The 13,537-nt window shown below is 73.6% G+C and carries 15 protein-coding genes; 6 read left to right on the top strand and 9 right to left on the bottom strand.

Annotated elements, in window-relative coordinates; translation table 11 throughout:
• Positions 1–6: 6 nt before the first annotated feature.
• Positions 7–501, bottom strand: coding sequence for a ribonuclease FAU-1 family protein (locus tag ACZ45E_RS28515; RefSeq protein ID WP_468225737.1), 495 nt, complete (start codon positions 499–501; stop codon positions 7–9).
• A gap of 206 nt (positions 502–707) precedes the next feature.
• Between ACZ45E_RS28515 and ACZ45E_RS28510 the strand changes: the two genes are divergently transcribed.
• The gene (locus ACZ45E_RS28510) at positions 708–1,073 is read left to right on the top strand and encodes a GntR family transcriptional regulator (RefSeq protein WP_468225735.1); all 366 of its coding nucleotides are present in this window, start codon (positions 708–710) and stop codon (positions 1,071–1,073) included.
• A 25-nt stretch (positions 1,074–1,098) separates the two neighbouring features.
• Here ACZ45E_RS28510 and ACZ45E_RS28505 read toward each other — a convergent pair whose 3' ends face one another.
• The gene (locus ACZ45E_RS28505; RefSeq protein WP_468225732.1) at positions 1,099–2,193 is read right to left on the bottom strand and encodes a DUF5925 domain-containing protein; all 1,095 of its coding nucleotides are present in this window, start codon (positions 2,191–2,193) and stop codon (positions 1,099–1,101) included.
• A gap of 285 nt (positions 2,194–2,478) precedes the next feature.
• Here ACZ45E_RS28505 and ACZ45E_RS28500 point away from each other — a divergent pair, with 285 nt between their 5' ends.
• Positions 2,479–3,288 carry an SGNH/GDSL hydrolase family protein gene (locus tag ACZ45E_RS28500; RefSeq protein ID WP_468225730.1) on the top strand — a complete coding sequence of 270 codons (810 nt, stop codon included), beginning with the start codon at positions 2,479–2,481 and terminating at the stop codon, positions 3,286–3,288.
• 34 nt (positions 3,289–3,322) lie between these two features.
• Here the strand turns inward: ACZ45E_RS28500 and ACZ45E_RS28495 are convergent, their stop codons facing one another.
• Together ACZ45E_RS28495 and ACZ45E_RS28490 are read right to left on the bottom strand one after the other, a co-directional pair.
• On the bottom strand, positions 3,323–5,020 hold the full coding sequence (locus tag ACZ45E_RS28495) for a serine/threonine-protein kinase (RefSeq protein WP_468225728.1): 1,698 nt from the start codon (positions 5,018–5,020) through the stop codon (positions 3,323–3,325).
• Complete coding sequence (locus ACZ45E_RS28490) at positions 5,005–5,337, bottom strand: hypothetical protein (RefSeq protein WP_468225725.1); 333 nt, start codon at positions 5,335–5,337, stop codon at positions 5,005–5,007. Before ACZ45E_RS28490 ends, ACZ45E_RS28495 begins: the two co-directional genes overlap by 16 nt.
• Positions 5,338–5,756: 419 nt before the next feature.
• On the opposite strand from ACZ45E_RS28490, the gene ACZ45E_RS28485 reads away from it, so the two are divergent.
• Positions 5,757–6,026: a hypothetical protein gene (locus ACZ45E_RS28485; RefSeq protein WP_468225722.1), complete on the top strand. Its 270-nt coding sequence runs from the start codon at positions 5,757–5,759 to the stop codon at positions 6,024–6,026.
• Between the two features lie 155 nt (positions 6,027–6,181).
• Here ACZ45E_RS28485 and ACZ45E_RS28480 read toward each other — a convergent pair whose 3' ends face one another.
• Together ACZ45E_RS28480 and ACZ45E_RS28475 are read right to left on the bottom strand one after the other, a co-directional pair.
• Positions 6,182–6,967 (bottom strand): ABC transporter permease, encoded by a 786-nt coding sequence (locus tag ACZ45E_RS28480; protein ID WP_468225719.1) that lies wholly within the window; start codon positions 6,965–6,967, stop codon positions 6,182–6,184.
• Entirely contained in the window at positions 6,964–7,935 is a 972-nt protein-coding gene (locus ACZ45E_RS28475; protein ID WP_468225717.1) for an ATP-binding cassette domain-containing protein, read from the bottom strand. Before ACZ45E_RS28475 ends, ACZ45E_RS28480 begins: the two co-directional genes overlap by 4 nt.
• 62 nt (positions 7,936–7,997) lie before the next feature.
• Between ACZ45E_RS28475 and ACZ45E_RS28470 the strand changes: the two genes are divergently transcribed.
• Positions 7,998–8,708, top strand: a complete 711-nt coding sequence (locus ACZ45E_RS28470; protein ID WP_468225715.1) for a TetR/AcrR family transcriptional regulator — start codon at positions 7,998–8,000, stop codon at positions 8,706–8,708.
• A gap of 33 nt (positions 8,709–8,741) precedes the next feature.
• On the opposite strand, the gene ACZ45E_RS28465 is transcribed toward ACZ45E_RS28470, so the two are convergent.
• From ACZ45E_RS28465 to hmgA, 3 genes are all read right to left on the bottom strand, one after another.
• Entirely contained in the window at positions 8,742–9,956 is a 1,215-nt protein-coding gene (locus ACZ45E_RS28465; protein WP_468225712.1) for a type ISP restriction/modification enzyme, read from the bottom strand.
• A 21-nt stretch (positions 9,957–9,977) separates the two neighbouring features.
• Positions 9,978–10,727, bottom strand: a complete 750-nt coding sequence (locus tag ACZ45E_RS28460) for a GntR family transcriptional regulator (protein ID WP_468225709.1) — start codon at positions 10,725–10,727, stop codon at positions 9,978–9,980.
• Positions 10,728–10,789: 62 nt separating this feature from the next.
• Complete coding sequence (hmgA, locus tag ACZ45E_RS28455; RefSeq protein ID WP_468225706.1) at positions 10,790–12,112, bottom strand: homogentisate 1,2-dioxygenase; 1,323 nt, start codon at positions 12,110–12,112, stop codon at positions 10,790–10,792.
• Positions 12,113–12,302: 190 nt separating this feature from the next.
• Between hmgA and ACZ45E_RS28450 the strand changes: the two genes are divergently transcribed.
• Both ACZ45E_RS28450 and ACZ45E_RS28445 read left to right on the top strand, forming a co-directional pair.
• Positions 12,303–12,809: a hypothetical protein gene (locus ACZ45E_RS28450; protein WP_468225703.1), complete on the top strand. Its 507-nt coding sequence runs from the start codon at positions 12,303–12,305 to the stop codon at positions 12,807–12,809.
• A gap of 10 nt (positions 12,810–12,819) precedes the next feature.
• A complete protein-coding gene (locus ACZ45E_RS28445; protein WP_468225700.1) occupies positions 12,820–13,428 on the top strand; it encodes a TetR/AcrR family transcriptional regulator in 609 nt (202 codons plus the stop codon).
• Positions 13,429–13,537: the final 109 nt, after the last annotated feature.

Below are 13,537 nucleotides of genomic sequence, written 5' to 3'. Positions count from 1 at the left end.
GGCCGCTCAGCTCAGCAGCGCCGTGAACTCCCCGCTCCGCGCCAGGAGTTCCAGCTCGTCCAGGGCCCGCGTCGCCGCCTCGGCCGCGGCGGGGTCCCGCTCGGCGAGGCCGCTCTGCGCGAACTCGTCCTCGTCCAGGCGGATCACCCGCGTACCGTCGGCCGACACCCACAGGTCGAGATCGAGGTCCTCGCAGCGGAGGTCGTCGCCGTCGCGGAGCGTGGGGCGCGTGATGTCGCAGTACCAGCCCTTGAGCACTCCGTCGCCCGCCCGGACCTCCTTGACCGCGTACCAGCGGTCGCGCCAGTAGTGCTCCGTGAAGACGTCGCCCGGCTCGAAGCGCACGAAGCCGAAGTCGCGGACGCCCTCGCCCGCCCAGTCGGCGCGCACGATGATGTGCGTGCCGTCGTCGCGGAGCAGCCGCGCCGGGTAACCGATCTTCGTGCGGCCCGCCTTGACGAGCGTGACCCTCACCGCGTCAGGGGATGAGAGTGCGGACATGGCGGGCCTCCGTCGCCTCGATGCGGTAGCCGGGCGGTCTGTCGATCGCGAGCATCGGCTCGGCTGTCGGTCGTGGGCGTCAGGACGCGCGTGACGCCGGGTCGTCGCGCCGCGGATCCCGGACGATCACGGACATGGCCCGCACGGTACGGGGCGCGGGGGCAGGGGTGCCTCCCATTTTCCGGGGGCTGCGGGACAATCGGCGCGTGACCTTGAAGATCCGTATTGACGACAGTGCCGCGCCCTACGAGCAGGTGCGGGCCCAGATCTCCGAGCAGGCCAGGGCCGGGGCGCTGCCCGTCGGCCACAAGCTGCCCACCGTGCGCGGCCTCGCCGAGGAGCTCGGGCTCGCCGCGAACACCGTGGCCAAGGCGTACCGGGCCCTGGAGGCGGACGGGGTGATCGAGACGCGCGGGCGCAACGGCACGTTCGTCGCCGCGGCCGGGGACGCCGCCGCGCGGGAGGCGGCCGGCGCGGCGCAGGCGTTCGCGGACCGGGCCCGCCGCCTCGGCCTCTCCGAGGAGGCGGCGCTCTCGGCGGCCCGGGACGCGGTGCGCGCGGCCTACGCGTAGAGCAGCGGGACCCGCGAACCGGCCGTCACAAGTACAGGCCCGCCTCGGCCCCGCCCCGCTGGTCCGGGACCGCTGTCGGGGAGATGCCGCGGCGCAGCGCGTACAGCTCGGCCAGTGTCGCGCCCTCGCGGCCCAGGCCCTCCTCGGTGCCGAGCCAGTCGATCGCCTCGCGGCGGGTCAGCGAGCCCACCTCGATCCGGGCCAGGCAGCGGCCGGGCCGGACCACCGCGGGGTGCAGGCGCTCCAGGTCCTCGTTGGTGGTGACCCCCACCAGCACGTTGCGGCCCTGGCCGAGCAGGCCGTCCGTCAGGTTCAGCAGCCGGGAGAGCGCCTGGCCCGCGGTGTGCTTCGCCTCGCCGCGGATCAGCTCGTCGCAGTCCTCCAGGAGCAGCAGCCGCCAGCGCCCCTTCGCCGAGCCCTCGTCCTCGCCGATCGCGATGTCCATCAGGTACCCGACGTCGGAGAAGAGCCGCTCCGGGTCGAGCACACAGTCGACCTGGCACCAGTCCCGCCAGGATCGGGCCAGGGTGCGCAGCGCCGACGTCTTGCCGGTCCCGGGCGGGCCGTGCAGCAGCAGGAGCCGGCCCGCGATGTTCTCGGGGCGTGTCCTCATGAGCTGGTCCATGGCCTCGGCGACCGGCCGCGTGTAGTTGGGCCGGACCTCGTCCCACGTGCCCGCCGAGATCTGCCGCGTCGTACGGTGCGGGCCGCGCCGCGGCGACACGTACCAGAACCCCATCGTCACGTTCTCCGGCTGCGGTTCCGGCTCGTCGGCGGCGCCGTCGGTGGCCTGCCCGAGCACCTTCTCCGCCAGCTCGGGCGTGGTCGCCGTCACCGTGACGTCCGCGCTCCGGTTCCACCGGGAGACCAGCACGGTCCAGCCGTCGCCGTCGGCGAGCGTCGCGTTGCGGTCGTCGTCGCTCGCGGAGCGCAGTACGCGCGCGTCCGGCGGCAGCAGGGTGGCCCCGGAGCGGACGCGCTCGATGTTCAGGGCGCGTGAGTGCGGCTGCTCGCCCGTGGCGAAACGGCCCAGGAACAGCGCGTCGACGACATCGGAGGGTGAGTCACTGTCGTCGACGCCCAGCCGGACCGGCAGCGCGTCGAAGGGGTTCGCGGACATGGGGCCATGATCCGGCAGGAACGGGCCGCCCGCACGGGATTTCCGCAGCGCGCCCCACCACGGATTCCCTGCGGTGTCGGGGGCGTCCGCGAACTCCCGTACCTCGGGACGGAGTTGAAGACGAAGTCCGGGTCTACGGGCGTAGCGCGGCCGAGATGAGGGTATGTCATAAACCTGACATGAACCTGCCGTTGAACGCGAGGCGAAGGTCCGTCCGAGGTACTTCCCGGTAACCGTGAGGCGTGCTACCACAGTTGTGGCAGAAATCCTGCTAAAGGAGGTTCCATGAGACGTTTCCGGCTTGCGGCATACGTGACCTCGTTCCTCTTCGCATCCGCCGTCGCCCTCACCGGGGCGAGCGCGGCACAGGCGACCGAAAACGCCGCCGCCACCGGCTATGTGGCCCTCGGTGACTCGTACTCCTCCGGGGTCGGGTCCGGCAGCTACGACAGCGCCAGCGGCAACTGCAAGCGCTCCACCAAGGCGTATCCCGCCCTGTGGGCGGCGGCCCACTCCCCATCGAGCTTCAACTTCACCGCGTGTTCGGGCGCCCGGACGGGTGATGTCCTCGCCAACCAGCTCGGCCCGCTCGGCTCCGGCACCGGCCTTGTCTCCCTCAGCATCGGAGGCAACGACGCCGGCTTCGCCGACGTCATGACGACCTGCGTCCTCTACTCCGAGTCCACCTGCGTCAACCGCGTCAACGAGGCCCGCGCGTACGTGACCTCGACCCTCCCCGCCAACCTCGACAAGGTGTACTCGGCGATCAGCGCGAAGGCGCCCGCCGCCCACGTGGTGGTGGTCGGCTACCCCCGCTTCTACAAGCTCAACGGCTCCTGCATTGCGGGCCTGTCCGAGAACGAGCGAGCGGCGATCAACTCGGCCGCCGACTTCCTCAACGCCACCACCGCCAAGCGCGCCGCCGACCACGGCTTCGCCTTCGCCGACGTGACCAGCGCGTTCAGCGGCCACGAGATCTGCTCCGGCAGCTCCTGGCTGCACAGCCTGAACCTCGCGAACATCGGCGAGTCGTACCACCCCACCGCCGCCGGACAGTCGGGCGGCTACCTGCCCGTGTTCACGTCCGCGGCCTGACGCCGACAGGCCGGTGCACTGGTAGGCCGGTGTACTAGTAGGTAGGTGAACCGGTGGTGGTCCCGCTCGACGGGGTCACCACCTTGCACGTGGTCGCGTACGCCACGGAGTTGGAGGTCACCGCGACCGGGTCGCGCACCTCGACCGCGATCCGGTTGCGCAGGGTCCCGCCCTCCGTGTACGCCGTCTGCGTGGCGTGGACCGTCCGGCTGCGCGTGCCGCCCGAGTCGAAGCTCAGGGTCTTCCAGCCCGGGTCGGACGGCGCGCCGCTCCCGGTGACCCAGCGGTACTCGACCTCGGCCGGGGTGCGGCCCACGGTGATCGTCGCCGTGAACGCGGGGGCCCGGGCGGCGGGCGGCGGGCACACCCCGGAGTAGCTGCCCCGCACGGCGCTCACACTGACCCGCACGGACTGGGCCGGGGTGGTGGTGTGCCCGCCGCCGCTCGAACCGCCGCCACCGGATCCGCCGCCGCTGGAACTTCCGCTCCCCGAACCGCTGTTGTCGCCGCTGTCCGAGCCGCCGCTGCCGTCCGTGGAGCTGGTACTGCTGCCCGAGCCGCTCCCCGCGCCGCCGCTCGAACCACCGCCGCCCGAGCCGCTGCCCTCACCCGACGACCCGCCGCCGCTGTTGCCGCCGTCGTCCCGGTTGAGCAGCGCGTAGGTGAGGCCGCCGATGGCGAGCAGCAGAACGACGATCCCGGCCATCAGGGCGAGGGAGGCGCGGCGCGCGGAACGGTGGCCCGTGTCCGCGGGGCGCGTGGCCGAGGTGGTCGCCGCCGGGCCGGAGCCGGGCGGGGCCGGGAACGGTGTGGGCAACGGGGGCGTGGGCCCGTCCGGTGGCCGCCGCGAGGTCGCGGTCGGCATGGCGGCGGCCGGGGACGCCTGCGGGGGATCCGCGCGCAGGGTCCCGCCCGCGCCGATGATCCGCAGGTCGTGCTCGGCGTCGGCCGCCGACGTCCGCGCGGCCGGGTCCTTGCGCAGCAGCCCCTCGATGACCGGGGCGAGCGCGCCGGCCCGGCGCGGCGGCGGCAGCTCCTCGTCGACGACCGCCCTGAGCGTGCTCAGCGGGGTGTTCTGCCGGAACGGCGAGTGCCCCTCCACCGCCGCGTAGAGCAGCACCCCGAGGGACCACAGGTCGGACTGCGGCCCGGGCGCCCGCCCCAACGCCCGCTCCGGAGCGAGGAATTCGGGCGAGCCGATGATCTCCCCGGTCATGGTCAGCGCCTGGGTGCCCTCGACGGTGGCGATGCCGAAGTCGGTGAGCACGACCCGGCCGTCGTTCGACAGCAGGACGTTCCCGGGCTTCACGTCGCGGTGCAGCACGCCCGCCCCGTGCGCGGCGCGCAGCGCGGCCAGGACCTCGGCGCCGATGTGCGCGGCGCGCCGCGGGTCCAGGGGGCCCTCGGCGTCGAGCTGCTCGGCGAGGGTGAGCCCGCGCACCAACTCCATGACGATCCACGGCCGTTGCTCGTCGGTGGCGACGTCGTACAGCGTCACCACGTTGCGGTGCGCGACGCGGGCGGCGGCCCACGCCTCCCGTTCGAGGCGTGCGTACATCCGCTCGACGTCGGCCGTCGGCAGCCCTGCCGGGGCCCGGACCTCCTTGACGGCGACCTCACGTCCGAGCACCTCGTCGCGGGCCCGCCACACGGTGCCCATGCCGCCCTCGCCGAGCGGGTCGAGCAGCCGGTACCGCCCCGCGATCACACGCTCACTCACGGGCGCCCCCATTCGCGGCAAGACAAGTAGGACCAAAAGTAGCTCAACCGAGCGCCGTTGCAGCCCCCTTGAAGACCGATCCGCAGCCGAGCGCCAGGCCGGCGCAGGCCGAACCCCAGCACGCCGCCGGCCACCCCGAGCCAGGCCATGACCGAGGGAGCCGCCGCCGAACCGCCGACGGCCAGGGCGCCGAGCGCGACCACGCCGAGGGTGTGCGTCACCGTGACCGAGGCGGCCGGCGGCAGGACGTCGCGCAGCCGCGCCCGGCCGCGGGCCGTCGCTGCGCGCGAGGGTGGTCCGCTCGCCCCGCGCCCAGGGGAGGGCCGCACGTGAGATCGCCCACGTTCTCGCCGCGCCGGATACCCGCGCGGCGCACGCCGTGGGGCCGGCGGTCCTCGCCTCGGCCGGGGCCACCGACTCCGGGTGACGTCCGGGCCGGGGCTGCCGCGTTCCTTGGGGAGCGCTGCCCGGCCGGGGCTCCGACACGCCGGTACCGGCCACCGGCTTGACGCGGGGTGCGTCTTCACTGGCTGTCACCGCCGAGCCGGACGGCGGCTCCGAACGCCCCGCCAGTGCCCTGCTTGTCCAACTCACCCTGAATTCAGTCGTATTCGGAGAGTAATCAGCAAAGGTGCGTCAACCTGCCTACGAGGCAGGTGAATCGTGCGACCGGGATACACGAGTGTCCCGATGGGGCGATAGGGTTAACCTGCCCGGGCCGGGTGCCCTCGTATGGGTGGGGAGTGACATGGAACAGATAACAGTGCGCAGCAGGCCTCGTGTGCCTGCGATCACGTGCGGGAGCAGCGCGACCAGTTCGCGTCTCGACCGCCATCTCTCGGTGCTCGGCGGTCCCGCCGTCCCGCAGCGTGAGGTGGCGGAAGCGACGACACTGATGCGTGAGCTGACCGCGCGTGACACCGCGCACAAGCGCGGCGACGCCGCCGTGCGAATGCGACGGGTCTCGCTCTTCGCACCACTGCGGCGACTGCGCCGCACGCTGTTCGGCGGCCACTGACAGGCCGTCCGACCAGCAGGGTTCAGGCCCGCATCCGACTTCCGCGCCGTCCGGCGTCGCCGCGCATCATCGCGACCGTCATCCCCACGGCATGCGGCGGACGCCCCGGTGAGGGGGTCGGGTGCGGGCCTTCTCCTGTGCTGATGCGGGCCCTGTCACCGGCCGCCGTGTGTGCAGCGGCGCACGGCGAGCGGCACACAGAGCAGGAGCAGGACCGCGCACCAGGCGAGCGATCCGGCCACCGGGTGCGCCACCGGCCAGGCGGCGCCGCCAGGGACGGGCGCGTTGCCGAACAGCTCGCGAACAGCCGTGCACACGGCGCTGATCGGATTCCACTCGGCGAGCGTGCGGACCCAGCCGGGCATCCCCTCGGTCGGGATGTACGCGTTCGACAGCAGCGGCAGCATGAACGTCGCAGCGCCCAACTGCCCCGCCGCCTCCTCGCTCTGCGAGATGAGGCCGAGCAGGATGCCCACCCAGGTCGTCGCGGACCGGAAGAGCAGCAGCAGCCCGAACGCGGCCAGCGCGTCCGGCACCCCGCCCTCGATCCGCCACCCCATCGCCAGCCCCACCAGCACGAGCGGCACCAGGCCGGCCGCGGTCATCACCAGATCGGCGGCGGCCTGCCCGAGCGGGACCGCGGCCCGGCTCATCGGCAGGGTGCGGAACCGGTCCATGACGCCCCGGTGCGCGTCCTGCGCCGAGGTGAACATCCCCGTCATGATCCCGTTGGCCGCCGTCGCAACCAGCATGCCCGGCACCAGGTAGGACCGGTAGTCGGTGCCCGGCATGGCCAGGGCGCTGCCGAAGACGTACCCGAAGAAGAGCAGGAAGACGATCGGCATCGTCTGCGTCATGACCGTGATGGCCGGCGCGTGTCTGACGCGCTGGAGGTGGCGGCCCAGCATCGCCGTGCCGTCGTACAGGATCGCGGTGCTCATGCGGCGACCTCCCTGGTCTCCTGGTGGGTGCGGGTGAGGCGCAGGAACACCTCGTCCAGCGTCGGCGGCCGCAAGGTGGCGTCCATCAACGGCACGCCGGCCGCGTCGAGTTCGCGTACGAGGCGGGGGAGCGTGACGGCAGAGTCGAGGACGACCACGCCGACCGTGCGCCGCTCGGGGTCCAGCCGGGGCCGGGCGCCGGTGAGTTGGTCGAGGACCACGGCGGCGGCGTGCAGCGCCTGCTCGCCCGCGTCGTCCGGGACGACGATCTCCGCGTAGTGGCCGATCCGCGCCTTGAGCTCGGCGGGTGTGCCCGTGTGCGCGGCGCGGCCCTCGTCGATCAGCACGATCTCGTCGGCGAGCCGGTCGGCCTCCTCCAGGTACTGCGTGGTCAGCAGGACGGTCGTGCCCGCGCGGGCCAGCTCGCGGACGGCGTCCCAGATCGCGTTCCTGCTGTGCGGGTCGAGGCCGGTCGTCGGCTCGTCGAGGAAGAGGACGGCGGGCCGGGTGAGCAGGCTCGACGCGAGGTCGAGGCGGCGGCGCATCCCACCGGAGTACGTGCGCGCGACCCGGTCGGCGGCGTCGGTGAGCGCGAACCGCTCGATCAGCTCGTCGGCGCGCGACCGGGGCGCGCGCAGCAGCCGGGCGAACAGGCGCAGGTTCTCCCGGCCGGTCAGGTCGCCGTCGACCGACGCGTACTGCCCGGTGACGCCGATGCTCCGGCGGACGGCGTCCGGCGCGCCGACGACGTCGTGCCCGGCCACCCGCGCCGTGCCGGCGTCGGGCCGCAACAGCGTGGTGAGCAGCCGGGTCGCTGTCGTCTTCCCCGCCCCGTTCGGCCCGAGCAGTCCACAGACCGTGCCCTCGCGCACCGCCAGATCCAGGCCGCGCACCGCGTGCACGGCTTTCGCGCCCGAGCCGAATCGCTTCTCCAGACCTTCACTAAGTACAGCGTACGTAGAAGTCATGGCCGCACCATAGCGCACTACGTACGCCGTACGTAACTACGATGGTGGCGAGGTGATGAACCATGGCGGTCCGACCGGCCGTACCCGAAGTGATCTGGGCGCGCCCCGAGCGCACCGGACGCGGCCCCCGGCCCGCGCACAGCAGGACCGACATCGCGGCCGCGGCCGTGCGCGTGGCCGACGCGGAAGGCATCGACGCGGTCTCCATGCGCAGGGTCGCCGCCGAGCTCGGCATGGGCACGATGTCGCTCTACAACTACGTGCCGCGCAAGGAGGACCTGTACGAGCTGATGGTCGACGCGGTCAGCGCCGAGTACACCTACCCGGAGCCGACCGGCGACTGGCGCGCGGACGTCGTCTCCCTGGCGCGGCAGACGCGGGCGCTGATACACCGGCATCCCTGGCTGCCGCGGCTGATGTCCCCGGTCTACGGCTTCAGCCCGAACGCGCTGACGTACCTGGAGTACTGCCTGCGCTGCCTGGAGCCGCTGGAGCTCCCGTACGGCACGAAGATGGAGCTGATCGCGGCGGTGACGGGGGTGGTGACGACCTACGTCTCCAGCGAGATCTTCGGCGTCGAGCGGACGCGGTCGCTGCCGTGGAGCGCCGAGCAGGAGCAGGCGGTGCGCATCGCCTACCTGGGCGGGCAGGTGGCGTCGGGCCGTTATCCGCGCCTCGCCGCCGCGTTCGGCGAGGACTCCGGGCCGATCGATCTGGAGGCGGTGTTCGAGCGGGCGCTGCGCAGGACCCTGGAAGGGTTCGTGGCCGGCTGAGATCCCCTCGCCGGGCAGCGCCCGGCGCCGCCGTCAGAGGATCGCGAACTGGCCGCCCGGCCCCTCCTCGGGCTGGTCGAGGACGGACGCCGGGCGGCGTGCGCCGCCCGGCACCGGCAGCACCCGCGCGCGCCGCAGCTCGTAGGGGCCGACGAGCTTTCCGAGTGCGCCGCGCAACTCCCGCTGGAGCGGCTCCAGTTCGGCCAGCAAGGTCAGCACCGTGACGAGTTCGAGCAGCTCCGACGTCCACGGCTGCGGCCACGTCGCCGGGCGCACGGCCGCCAGGGTGCCCGGCTCCGCCGGCTCGGTGCGGCGCGCGAACCACCGCTCCAGGACCCGGACCCCGCTGACGTGGAAGTCCCAGGCGGCGGCCGGGACCGGCGAGATACGGCCGTCGCCGACGAGCAGGGCCTCCTCCTCGCGGTCGTAGCACAGCTCGGCGGGGCGGGCCGGCAGCGGAGCGCGGACGTAGGGGCGGCGCCCGCCGGGCAGCCTCGGCCGGTCGGCGCCGGCCCCGCGGCGGTGCAACCACAGGAGGCGGCGCCCGAGTTCGACCCCGCGCGCCCACACCGCCGGGTCCGCGGGCAGCGGCACCCGGCACTCCCTGGCGTCCTGGACGCCCGCCGCCAGCACCCAGGCCAGCAGATCCTCGGGCCGCACCTCCTCGTCGTACGTGCCCGACAGGTGCGTCAGCAGGCCCGGGGCGACATTGGGCTCGGCGCCGCCCGGGCGGCGGTACAGCGGGCGGATCCGGCCGGGCCGCCCGGCGGGGGAGCGGCCCTCGGGCAGCACGGCGCAGGCCAGCAGCGCGGGGCCGTCCGCGCCCGGCACGTGCCCCTGCTCCACGAGGAACAGCTGGCGCTCGTCCGCGACCCGCCACAGCTCGGGCCTGGCCGCGTCGATCAGCCGCTGGTCAGGGATGAGCCACTGCTCGTCGAACGGCCCGTGCAGCACCCGCACCGGCTCAGGGCACGGCCCCTCGGCCCGCGCCAGCGGCTCGGTCCCCGCGCGCTGACCGGGCAGCTGGGCGGCGCCCGCCCGCAGGGTCCTGGCCCGCGTCGGTTCGAGCAGCGCCTCGCGCCGGTCCTCAGGGGCGGTGACGAACGCCTTCCAGCGGGCCTTGAGGGACGCCGCGTCCGGCGCCAGCGGCCAGCCGCGGCCCAGGCGCAGGGGCGCGACGGACCACGGCATGAGGTCCGCGAGCGGCATGGCGTCGGTGAGCGGCCCGTCGTTCGTCACGCCCGGCATGGTACGTCGCCTCCGCGCAGCTCAATGGGCATCCAGCGTCACCGTGAACGAGAAGCGGTCCCCGCGGTAATGGATGACCGCCACGTCGAGTACCTGCCCCTCCTCGTCGTAGGTGATGCCGGTGTAGTGCAGGATCGGGCTGAGCAGCGGGACCTGGAGCAGACGGGCCGTCTCCGGGTCCGCGAGCCGCGCCTCCACCGAGTCCGTGATCCGGCTGATCCGCACGCCGACCACGTCCCGCAGCACCTTCGTCATCGGCCAGCGGGCCAGATCCGCCACGTCGACCTGCCCGGCCAGCTCCGGCCGCAGATAGTTGCGGGCGTGGTTGGTCGGCTCACCCGTCTTCTCGTCGCTGCGCAGCCGGTGGTACGTCGCGACGGAGGCCGTCCCCGGGAACAGGTCGGCGTACGCCACCGGAACCGGCGCCGTGCCGTGCCCGAGCACCTCGGTCGTCATCCCGGACTGCTGCGCCACGATGGCGTCGACGGAGCCCAGCAGACGGACCGGCGCGCTCTGCCGGGCCGACGGCTCGATGAACGTGCCACGGCGCCGGTGCCGGGTGATGAGCCCCTCGTCCTCCAGCTCCTTCAGGGCCTGCCGCATGGTGAGGACGGACACCCCGTAGTGCCCCGCCAACTGCTCCTCGGTGGGCAGCCGGAGCGGATCCCGCGGCGACCGGCCGAGTATGGAGGCGCGCAGGGACTGCGACACCTGGTACCAGAGCGGCAGTTTACGGTTCAGGACGATCGAGTCCGGGGCGAATGACGTCACGGCCTATCCGTACCGGTCGTGGGCGCGCGACGCAATGCGCTGCCCGGACGCGGCACCCGCCCTCACGGCCTGAAGTGACGTTCGAGGCCGCGCCACACGTCGTCGTAGGAGCGCTGCAGGTGCTCCGCGCGCGCGGCCTGACCGGTCGCGGTGATCGGCCACCGCGTCTCGAACATGAACGCCAGCCCGTCGTCCACCTTCTGCGGCGTCAGCTCGGCCGCGCTCGCCCGGTCGAACGTCTCCCGGTCGGGGCCGTGCGCCGACATCATGTTGTGCAGCGAGCCGCCCCCGGGGACGAAGCCCCCCTTCCCCGCGGTCTTCGCGTCGTACGCGCCGTCGATCAGCCCCATGTACTCGCTCATCACGTTCCGGTGGAAGTACGGCGGCCGGAACGTGTCCTCGCCGACCAGCCAGCGCGGCGCGAAGACCACGAAGTCCACGCCCGCGAGGCCGGGGGTGTCCGACGGCGACGTGAGCACCGTGAAGATCGACGGGTCCGGGTGGTCGTAGGAGATGGTGCCGATGACGTTGAAGCGGTGCAGGTCGTACACGTACGGGACGTGGTTGCCGTGCCAGGCGACGACGTCGAGCGGGGAGTGGTCGTAGGTGGCCGTCCAGAGGTTGCCGCAGAACTTGTTGACGACCTCCACGGCCTCCTCGGTGTCCTCGTAGGCGGCGACCGGCGCCCTGAAGTCCCGTGCGTTGGCCAGGCCGTTGGCGCCGATCGGGCCGAGGTCCGGCAGGCGGAACGGGGCGCCGTAGTTCTCGCACACATAGCCGCGGGCGCTCTCGTCCAGGAGCTCGACGCGAAAGCGCACCCCGCGCGGGATCAGCGCGACCTCGCCCGGCCCGGCGGCGAGCAGGCCGAACTCGGTGCGCAGCAGCAGCCCGCCGTGCTCCGGCACGATCAGCAGCTCACCGTCGGCGTCGCTGAACACCCGCCCCGTCATGGGGGAGTTGGCGTGGTACAGGTGCACCGCCATGCCGGTGCGCTGCGCCGCGTCACCGTTGCCACCGAGGGTCCACAGCCCGGCCAGCCAGTCCGTGCCCGGCGCGGGCGCGGGCAGCGGGTCCCAGCGGCGGCGGTTGGGGTCGGCGACGGCCTCCGTGAAGGGCGCGGTGCGCAGCGCTCCGTTCTCCGCCCGGGTGAACTCCGGGTGCGCCGCCGACGGGCGGATCCGGTACAGCCACGAACGGCGGTTGTGCGCACGGGGCTCGGTGAAGGCCGTACCGCTGAGCTGCTCCGCGTAGAGGCCGAGGGGGGCGCGCTGCGGAGAGTTGCGGCCCTCGGGCAGGGCGCCCGGCACCGCCTGCGAACTGTGCTCGTTCCCGAAACCGGTCAGATAGGCCAGACCCTCGGCCGCCTTGCGGACGTCCCCGCTCATCATCGCTCCCTCGTCCCTGATTCCTATGCCCAACCGTAGGATTCAGCACCACCCCGCGCAAGAGCGCCCGCCCCGCGGCATCCACCCCAGGCATCCGTCCCGGGGCCTCCGCCCTGGGGTCGGGCCCGCCCCGGAAGCCTCCTCCCCGAGAGGGATCCGGGAACATGAGCATTCCTCTACTGTCCCGTTCATGCCCAGGACGCCGCAGACCCGCGCCACCGCCGCCCTCCTGGCGTGCGCCGTGCTGACGGGGCTCGCCGGGTGCGGGAGCGACGACGGCGGCCCGCGCCGGGTCGGCGAGGTCCTCGACCGCACCGACACCGAGGGGCACCCGTACCGGCGGATCGCCGGGAAGGAGGCCCCGGAGGTCGGCCTCGTCGTCCAGCCGGACACCGGCGGGGCCGGCGGCTGGGACATCCGCATCCGGGTACGCCACTTCCGCCTCAGCCCGCCGGGCACCCCCGCCGACGCCGCACACGGCCGCGGCTACGCCCAGCTCTACCTGGACGGCCACCGCCTCGCCCGGCTCCGCGCCGACGACTACCGGCTCCCCGCCGCCCGCGTCACCCGCGGCACGCACCACGTCACCGCCCGCCTCTACGCCGACGACCACACGGTCTGGGCGGTCGAGGGCGAACCGGTCGAGGCCACCGCCGACCTCACCGCCTCCGGCACCGAGACGGCGCCGCCCCCGTAGGGTGACCGGCATGTCCCACCCCACGTCCTTGCGCCGCACGCCCGTCCAGCGGCGCAGCGCCGAGCGGCTGACCCGGATCCTCGACGCCTGCGCGCGGCTCCTCGACGAAGGGGGCTACGACGAGGTGAGCACCCGGGCCGTCGCGGTCCGCGCCGACGTGCCCATCGGCTCCGTGTACCGCTTCTTCAGCAACAAGCGGGCCATGGTCGACGCCCTGGCCCAGCGGAACCTGGAGCGGTACGCCGAGCGCGTCGCCGAGCGGCTCGGCGCCATCCCGGCGGACGACTGGCGCGGCGCGATGGACGCCATCCTCGACGAGTACCTCGCGATGAAGCGCACCGCGCCCGGCTTCTCCCTCGTCGACTTCGGCACGCAGATCCCCGTCGGCGACCCCGACGCCGGCCCCAACCACCGCGTCGCCGACACCCTCACCGACCTCCTCGCCCCGCACCTGGGCCGGACCGCCGACGCCGCCCTGCGCCGCACCTTCCTCGTCGCGGTCGAGACCGCCGACGCCCTGGTCCGCCTGGCGTTCCGGACCGACCCGGCGGGCGACGAACGGATCATCGAGGAGACGAGGGAGTTGCTCCGGGCCTATCTGGCACGGGTGTTGGACTGACCGGCGGCGCCCGCGCCACCGGCGCCCGGACGGACCGATCTCTTCGGGCGGCCACCTCCCCCTGCTCCATACCGCTCGGTATGCTCGACTCGCCTGCGCGCCACGCCAC

It is taken from the genome of Streptomyces sp. NPDC030991, from assembly GCF_055571235.1.
This window is presented reverse-complemented; position numbering and strand designations above follow the sequence as displayed.

Bases quoted from the DNA above. Each gene is read 5' to 3' on its own strand.
- ACZ45E_RS28495 (WP_468225728.1), bottom strand. From the start codon at position 5,020: ATGGGGGCGCCCGTGAGTGAGCGTGTGATCGCGGGGCGGTACCGGCTG.
- ACZ45E_RS28485 (WP_468225722.1), top strand. From the start codon at position 5,757: ATGGAACAGATAACAGTGCGCAGCAGGCCTCGTGTGCCTGCGATCACG.
- ACZ45E_RS28470 (WP_468225715.1), top strand. From the start codon at position 7,998: ATGGCGGTCCGACCGGCCGTACCCGAAGTGATCTGGGCGCGCCCCGAG.
- ACZ45E_RS28480 (WP_468225719.1), bottom strand. From the start codon at position 6,967: ATGAGCACCGCGATCCTGTACGACGGCACGGCGATGCTGGGCCGCCAC.
- ACZ45E_RS28445 (WP_468225700.1), top strand. From the start codon at position 12,820: ATGTCCCACCCCACGTCCTTGCGCCGCACGCCCGTCCAGCGGCGCAGC.
- ACZ45E_RS28465 (WP_468225712.1), bottom strand. From the start codon at position 9,956: ATGCCGGGCGTGACGAACGACGGGCCGCTCACCGACGCCATGCCGCTC.
- hmgA (WP_468225706.1), bottom strand. From the start codon at position 12,112: ATGAGCGGGGACGTCCGCAAGGCGGCCGAGGGTCTGGCCTATCTGACC.
- ACZ45E_RS28500 (WP_468225730.1), top strand. From the start codon at position 2,479: ATGAGACGTTTCCGGCTTGCGGCATACGTGACCTCGTTCCTCTTCGCA.
- ACZ45E_RS28505 (WP_468225732.1), bottom strand. From the start codon at position 2,193: ATGTCCGCGAACCCCTTCGACGCGCTGCCGGTCCGGCTGGGCGTCGAC.
- ACZ45E_RS28475 (WP_468225717.1), bottom strand. From the start codon at position 7,935: ATGACTTCTACGTACGCTGTACTTAGTGAAGGTCTGGAGAAGCGATTC.
- ACZ45E_RS28450 (WP_468225703.1), top strand. From the start codon at position 12,303: ATGCCCAGGACGCCGCAGACCCGCGCCACCGCCGCCCTCCTGGCGTGC.
- ACZ45E_RS28515 (WP_468225737.1), bottom strand. From the start codon at position 501: ATGTCCGCACTCTCATCCCCTGACGCGGTGAGGGTCACGCTCGTCAAG.